This is a genomic window from Serratia sp. A07, assembly GCF_058725505.1.
The window spans coordinates 1-5,904 of sequence record NZ_JBZXDO010000077.1 but is presented as its reverse complement, the minus strand read 5'-3'; the positions used below and the strand labels follow the sequence as shown (position 1 = coordinate 5,904).

Annotated in this window: 4 protein-coding genes and 2 pseudogenes; 2 read left to right on the top strand and 4 right to left on the bottom strand. The window is 44.9% G+C overall.

All coding sequences use genetic code 11. From position 1 onward, the window contains the following. Positions 1-247: 247 nt before the first annotated feature. A pseudogene (locus tag AC4PR2_RS27240) lies at positions 248-2,284 on the top strand (Tn3 family transposase); the annotation flags it as partial. 14 nt (positions 2,285-2,298) lie between these two features. Here the strand turns inward: AC4PR2_RS27240 and AC4PR2_RS27235 are convergent. From AC4PR2_RS27235 to AC4PR2_RS27220, 4 genes are all read right to left on the bottom strand, one after another. Then, positions 2,299-2,883, bottom strand: coding sequence for an N-6 DNA methylase (locus AC4PR2_RS27235; protein WP_228011752.1), 585 nt, complete (start codon positions 2,881-2,883; stop codon positions 2,299-2,301). Between the two features lie 32 nt (positions 2,884-2,915). Then, positions 2,916-3,512, bottom strand: a complete 597-nt coding sequence (locus AC4PR2_RS27230) for a C39 family peptidase (protein ID WP_180547760.1) — start codon at positions 3,510-3,512, stop codon at positions 2,916-2,918. Positions 3,513-3,706: 194 nt separating this feature from the next. Beyond that, positions 3,707-4,321 carry a hypothetical protein gene (locus AC4PR2_RS27225; RefSeq protein ID WP_180547761.1) on the bottom strand — a complete coding sequence of 205 codons (615 nt, stop codon included), beginning with the start codon at positions 4,319-4,321 and terminating at the stop codon, positions 3,707-3,709. Between the two features lie 2 nt (positions 4,322-4,323). Continuing rightward, entirely contained in the window at positions 4,324-5,196 is an 873-nt protein-coding gene (locus tag AC4PR2_RS27220) for a hypothetical protein (protein ID WP_228011753.1), read from the bottom strand. Between the two features lie 248 nt (positions 5,197-5,444). Here AC4PR2_RS27220 and AC4PR2_RS27215 point away from each other — a divergent pair. Next, positions 5,445-5,613 (top strand): annotated as a pseudogene (locus AC4PR2_RS27215) (ExeA family protein); the annotation flags it as partial. Positions 5,614-5,904: the final 291 nt, after the last annotated feature.

Sequence of the window (5,904 nt, the reverse complement as noted above, 5' to 3'; positions counted from 1 at the left end):
GAGGCGGCATCACTGGCGCCGTAGTGAACCGGCCATTTTAATTGTCGCCGACCGGCCAAAATAATTGACGCGAGATAGTAAAGGAAGCCCTGGAGAATAATATCTGCCTTATCTGCGGGAAAAAACTGTCCATATATTAAAAATAACAAAGATTACCAGAAACTCACTGACGCTATCAAAAGAGGTGATACGGCTCAGGCGAAAAAATTTTATGTCACGAGATTCGCACAGCTTAAGGGGCAGAGTGCTGGGGCAGGCCTGTGCGCTTCTGCTTGACGAAAATACTGATGAGAGTGCGTTGCGAAAGACCATATTCAAAAGCGTGCCGGTCGTTAGGATTGCGGAGTCAGTTGATAAAGTTAATGAGCTGGCCCGCCCGCATAACACAAATTTTCAGGATGAAATGGTGGAGCAGTACGGCCGGGTGAAGCGCTTCCTTCCCGCGCTTCTGCGCGACCTGCACTTTTGTGCTGCTCCTGACGGTGAGCATACTCTGGCTGCTGTCCATTACCTTACTGAACTGAATGGTTCGAAAAAACGCATACTGGACGATGCGCCTGAACACATTATCACCGGCCCCTGGAAACGTCTGGTCTATGATACTGATGGCCGGATACAACGCGCCGGTTACTCACTGTGCCTGCTGGAACGTCTTCAGGATGCACTGCGTCGTCGTGATATCTGGCTGGAAAACAGTGACCACTGGGGCGATCCGCGCCGGAAGCTGCTTCAGGGCAGGGAATGGCAGGCTCAGCGCGTGGCCGTCTGTCGTGCGATGGGACACCCCACTGACGGCAGAAAAGCGTTACAACAGCTGGCAGCGCAACTGGATGAGACCTGGAAAACGGTATCGCGTCGCTTTGACTGTAACGATGCCGTGAGCATCTGTCATGACGGTAAGTATCCTTCCCTGACTGTCAGCAGCCTGGAAAAACTCGATGAGCCGCCTGCGCTGACACAGCTGAGCAGCCGGGTGAAACAGCTTCTCCCGCCCGTGGATTTAACCGAACTGCTGCTCGAAATCGACGCCAGAACCGGTTTTACCCGTGAGTTTACGCACGTCAGTGAATCAGAGGCCAGAGCAAAGGATCTTCACGTTAGCCTGTGTGCTGTTCTGCTGGCTAAGGCCTGTAATATCGGACATGAACCACTGATAAAACACAATATACCGGCACTGACCCGCCACCGGCTCAGCTGGGTGAAACAGAATTACCTCCGGGCAGAAACACTGGTCAGCGCCAATGCCCGGCTGGTTGATTTTCAGTCGACGCTGAAGCTTGCCGGCCACTGAGGCGATGGTGAGGTGGCTTCAGCTGATGGCATGCGCTTTGTCACGCCGGTGAAAACGCTCAACGCCGTACCGAACAAAAAATATTTTGGTTCAGGACATGGCATCACCTAGCACAACTTCATTTCAGATCAGTACACCGGGTTCCACGGTATTGTCATTCCCGGCACATTACGCGACTCCATTTTTATGCTGGAAGGCCTTCTGGAGCAGCAGACAGGGCTGAATCCGTTCGAGATTATGACGGACACGGCCGGGGCCAGTGACATTATTTTTGGCCTGTTCTGGCTGCTGGGATATCAGTTTTCTCCGCGGCTGGCTGATGCCGGCGAAGCCGTATTCTGGCGGATCGACAAAAACGCCCATTACGGCGCACTGGATGAACTGGCAAGAGGATGCGTGGAGTTACCCAGGATTGAAAACCACTGGGATGAAATGATGCGGGCATACGGTTCCCTGAAACTGGGCACCATCCACGCATCGGAGCTTATCCGTTCTCTGCTCAGAAGTACCCGCCCGTCAGGGCTGGCGCAGGCGATCATGGAGGTCGGGCGGGTCAACAAGACATTGTACCTGCTTAATTATTTCGATGATGAGGATTATCGCCGCCGTATTCTGACGCAACTGAACCGGGGAGAAGGCCGTCATGCTGTGGCCAGGGCCATCTGTTACGGTCAGCTCGGCGAAATCAGAAAGCGCTATCGTGAAGGGCAGGAAGACCAGCTGGGCGCGCTGGGACTGGTCACTAACGCTGTAGTGCTGTGGTGCTGTGGTGCTGTGGTGCTGTGGAACTCACTCTACATGCAGGAAGCACTTTCGCATATAAGAACAACCACGGGCGAAACACCGGATGATGAACATATTGCCCGGCTGTCACCGCTGATGCACGGGCATATCAATATGCTGGGGCATTACACATTCACGCTGCCGGAGGATATTCTGAAGGGAGAGTCTCGCCCTTTAAATATTAATATAAACAATGAATTATCTTCTTAACGTGATTTTTTACATCATTGACCGTCAAACCCCTTACCCAACACAACTTCTCCAGGAATGCCAAGCGAAGACAGCTGGATATACGGCATAGACATCGCTACCACATCGATATCAACGCAGGAAACACACACATGCCGTGAAGGCATATACCCCAACGCCTGAATCTCGGCCGCAGCGGCGATCATCATGGCGCCGGCACCACACGCAGGCTCAATGATCGTCACGAACGGTTGAGTCAACAACCGTTGCTCCAGTCCGGTAAATTGCAGTTTGGCCATCAGGGATGCCACACTCCAGGGCGTAAAAAAGTGCCCGCGATGTTTATCACCAAGCTCCAGGTTCATGAAAGCCATGCCCAAAAAATCACAAGGTTTAGCGGCCAGTGCTATTCGTACCAGAGCAAGTAAGTGCGCCAGGCGTTCGACATCCTCACGTACATAACCTTTTATGATCGTCATGTATTGTTGTTCCAACTCTTTGTCCGGACAAAAGCGGTTATGCACCGCTATCGCACCGTACTGAACAAAACGCAAAAGAAATGAAAATCTCGTATTCGACAATATATAAAATAATTGATGAATTGATTGAGAAAGCCGCATAAATATCATCATCATAACTTATTATGAATGAATCACTTTTCCAAAAAGAGTCTATTTGTGGAGTTAGAGTAGAGAATTGTATCATCGAAGCTATTTTTTACCTTGGAGATAAAAACCAACGCCCCACCATAATTACCCCCTTCGATTTTAAATATTTTACCTAGTTCATTTTCAAAATAGTTCATCCTGCCTTTAGCAGGGTCTACTACTTGAAACCATCCATCTTTATATCCCGTATACACAATGAAATGCCCTCCGTTTGTACTGGTTTTTAAGATGGCTGGTGATTTTAGTTTTTTCAACTCATTTAGGTTGATTTTCAACCCAATCGTTTCTATATTAAATGTGTTGGCGGCTTTCTTCAAATCCCCTAAAGAATACTCAGGCTTTAAGCCAATAAAGAAAAATAGATTTTTCTCCGATGTACTTTTGTTATAGTAACTATTCAGAACGAAAGCCAATGACGCAATGCCGCATGAGTTATCAAACAGCTGTCTTTCTATGTGCTTTGTTTTTGCATCGGAAAAGTACTCTTTCACTTTATCCCTTGGCCTTTCAATAGCAAAGGCTTCACTATACAGTCCTAATACTAGAGTAAATCCAAACGCAAATAAAAAGATTCTTTTCATTTATATGCACCATATAATATGAAAATTTTTAACGACTAACCGAATAGCCAGTTAACCAAACAAACAGTTAAGAACGCAGGTATGATTGAATATATAGTGTTTAACCATTTGAATTTACCACTCAAAATTTTAAACAATAAAAACCACATGACATAAATAAGAACAATATAAGTAATGTTCACAATAGAACTCCTTTAATGACAAGCTGTACATCTTTGTTTCATTAGCTTGTTCCATGAAGCCGGATCGTCCACAGCTTTCTGCATAGCTTCTTTGTAGCGCCCTCCACTAAGACCAGGCATGTTTTTAAAATGGTTTTCACCCCAGTTTGGATCATTCAGAATTTTATTTAAATCGGATTGAGACGGAACGGAATCAAGTGCAGGCCCAACTTTATTCTTATTTTTACCAAGGTATTCACCAGCTAAGCCACCAAATAACAACCCACCTGCTTCAGTGAGTAAAAACCTATCAGCCATTAGTGGAGCACCACCTACCGCGCCGATACCTGCACCAACAGCCGCTGCTGTTAAGGCTTCATTGAATTTAACTTCATTTCCGGCCCCAATTGTTTGCGCTAGATAAGCACTTAAGTTTACAGTGGCTCCTTGAGCCGCTGCCCATAAGATAGGTACAAGTACAACAGGAATAGCCTTTCCTTTAGTACTATTCAATTCCGCATCAGTCATAACTTGATAAGGTTTATATTCAAGATCATCAATCTTTTGAGCGGTTGAAGCTGTAGAGCCAAAGCTTAGTAGAGATAATGATAAAATCAGATATTGAAAATTTTTTATTCTTGACGTCATAATCATACCCTCCACGAAAAGTCGATAGAAAATGTATTTGAATCCATGCCACCTAGCTCATGGTCAATGCTAAAATCAGCAGTGAAATTCTTCCAGCTATTGAAGGTGATGCCGGTTATTAATGAACTCGCTGTATCCCAGGATGGAGAGTGAGGGCTCTTTTTTTTCATGCTGTAAATATCTTTAGAAGCACCAAACTTTATGTCTATATCATTGTTTAAAGCTACGCTTATAATTCCTGTCGTTGAAAAATAACGATATTTAACGTCATCTTTTCTATTAGATATACCATCGATATATGAAGGGTATAAAGTAAGCACCACGGGATCCATAATCCAACTGAAAGAAGACGATAAGGTATAATTATTAAGACTCCCTGCCTTAAATCCCGCGCCTGTACTCACCACCGTGAGTGGATAAAAGTTGTCTACCCGATATGAAACCCCAAAGTTATAGTTGTCGACACTGTGTTTGTTTTCTGTGCTAAGATTAAATTGTTCGTCGGTAGTATCTTTTTTTGTGTACTTTCCAACAACTGTTCCGCGAAGTGAAAGACTGTCGCTAACGCCATATTGAAAAGAAGTATAGCCGGAAAGTTGTTTTGTATTAGTAGTAACTATAGAGACAGAGTTATCTATAAAGAAAGAACCCAGTGATGTGATATTTAGTGAATACTGTGGTGATGTGTTAGTTTTAGTATTTTCATAAATTGAAATACCGGAACTTATTGTCCACTTATTTTTCTCAGGTAGGAAGTCCTCCACTTTGTAGATACCTCCTGCGCCGATGACAAGATTAGGTATATTTTCCGCCAAAGCGAGCTTTGTGGCAAAGCACAATGCTATCATTGTAAAAGGAGCTAGTTTTTGCCTCATATCTGAACAACATCCACTGTTGATAATGATTATCGTTATCTTTGTGTGGATTCTGCCATATGTATAAAAGTTGTCAATAAGTAAAAGTTTTTTAACGATACTTTCAGTTGAGGCAAAAAAGAGACAAGCTGTACAACCTAAGGTTGTGTCGATTGTCGCTAAACCCTTACTTCACAAAATAATAATTATTTATAATCAAATGGTTACGATATTTCCGTACGTTTTCGTTCCATTGGACCTCAAACCCCTTTCTGACAACTGAAGCAGTTGATCTGTGGCAATGAAACTTCGTACACCGCTGCAGGTCCAGTTGCACTTGGCACGCTGGCGATGGAAGCAGGATACCAGACAGGTGAAAAACCGATTACCGCCACACTGGTTGAATCCGTACTGTCAGGGGTCAGTTTGGATATAGAGAATTATTGTACTATAAGGACTTCCCCGGCATGTCAACGCCGGTGTTTTTGGCTTCTGTCTCCACTACAGTAAAAATACAAGGGGAGAGACTGCGGTACCATAAACGGCCATGATGAATCGTTATTGATTCGGACCCTGATGAAAGACGCTCGTGAGGCTCTCGCTCGGTAAACGGATAAGTATATCCTGTACAATAATCAGATATACCTCACAGTATCTGACGACAATTAATCTGGCCGGTTCGCGACAATTATTTTGGCCGGTTTGTAATCTGAGATCACAACCTACTCA

Coding starts and splice junctions, on each gene's coding strand:
- AC4PR2_RS27225 (WP_180547761.1), bottom strand. CDS start 4,321: ATGACGTCAAGAATAAAAAATTTTCAATATCTGATTTTATCATTATCT.
- AC4PR2_RS27235 (WP_228011752.1), bottom strand. CDS start 2,883: ATGCGGCTTTCTCAATCAATTCATCAATTATTTTATATATTGTCGAAT.
- AC4PR2_RS27220 (WP_228011753.1), bottom strand. CDS start 5,196: ATGAGGCAAAAACTAGCTCCTTTTACAATGATAGCATTGTGCTTTGCC.
- AC4PR2_RS27230 (WP_180547760.1), bottom strand. CDS start 3,512: ATGAAAAGAATCTTTTTATTTGCGTTTGGATTTACTCTAGTATTAGGA.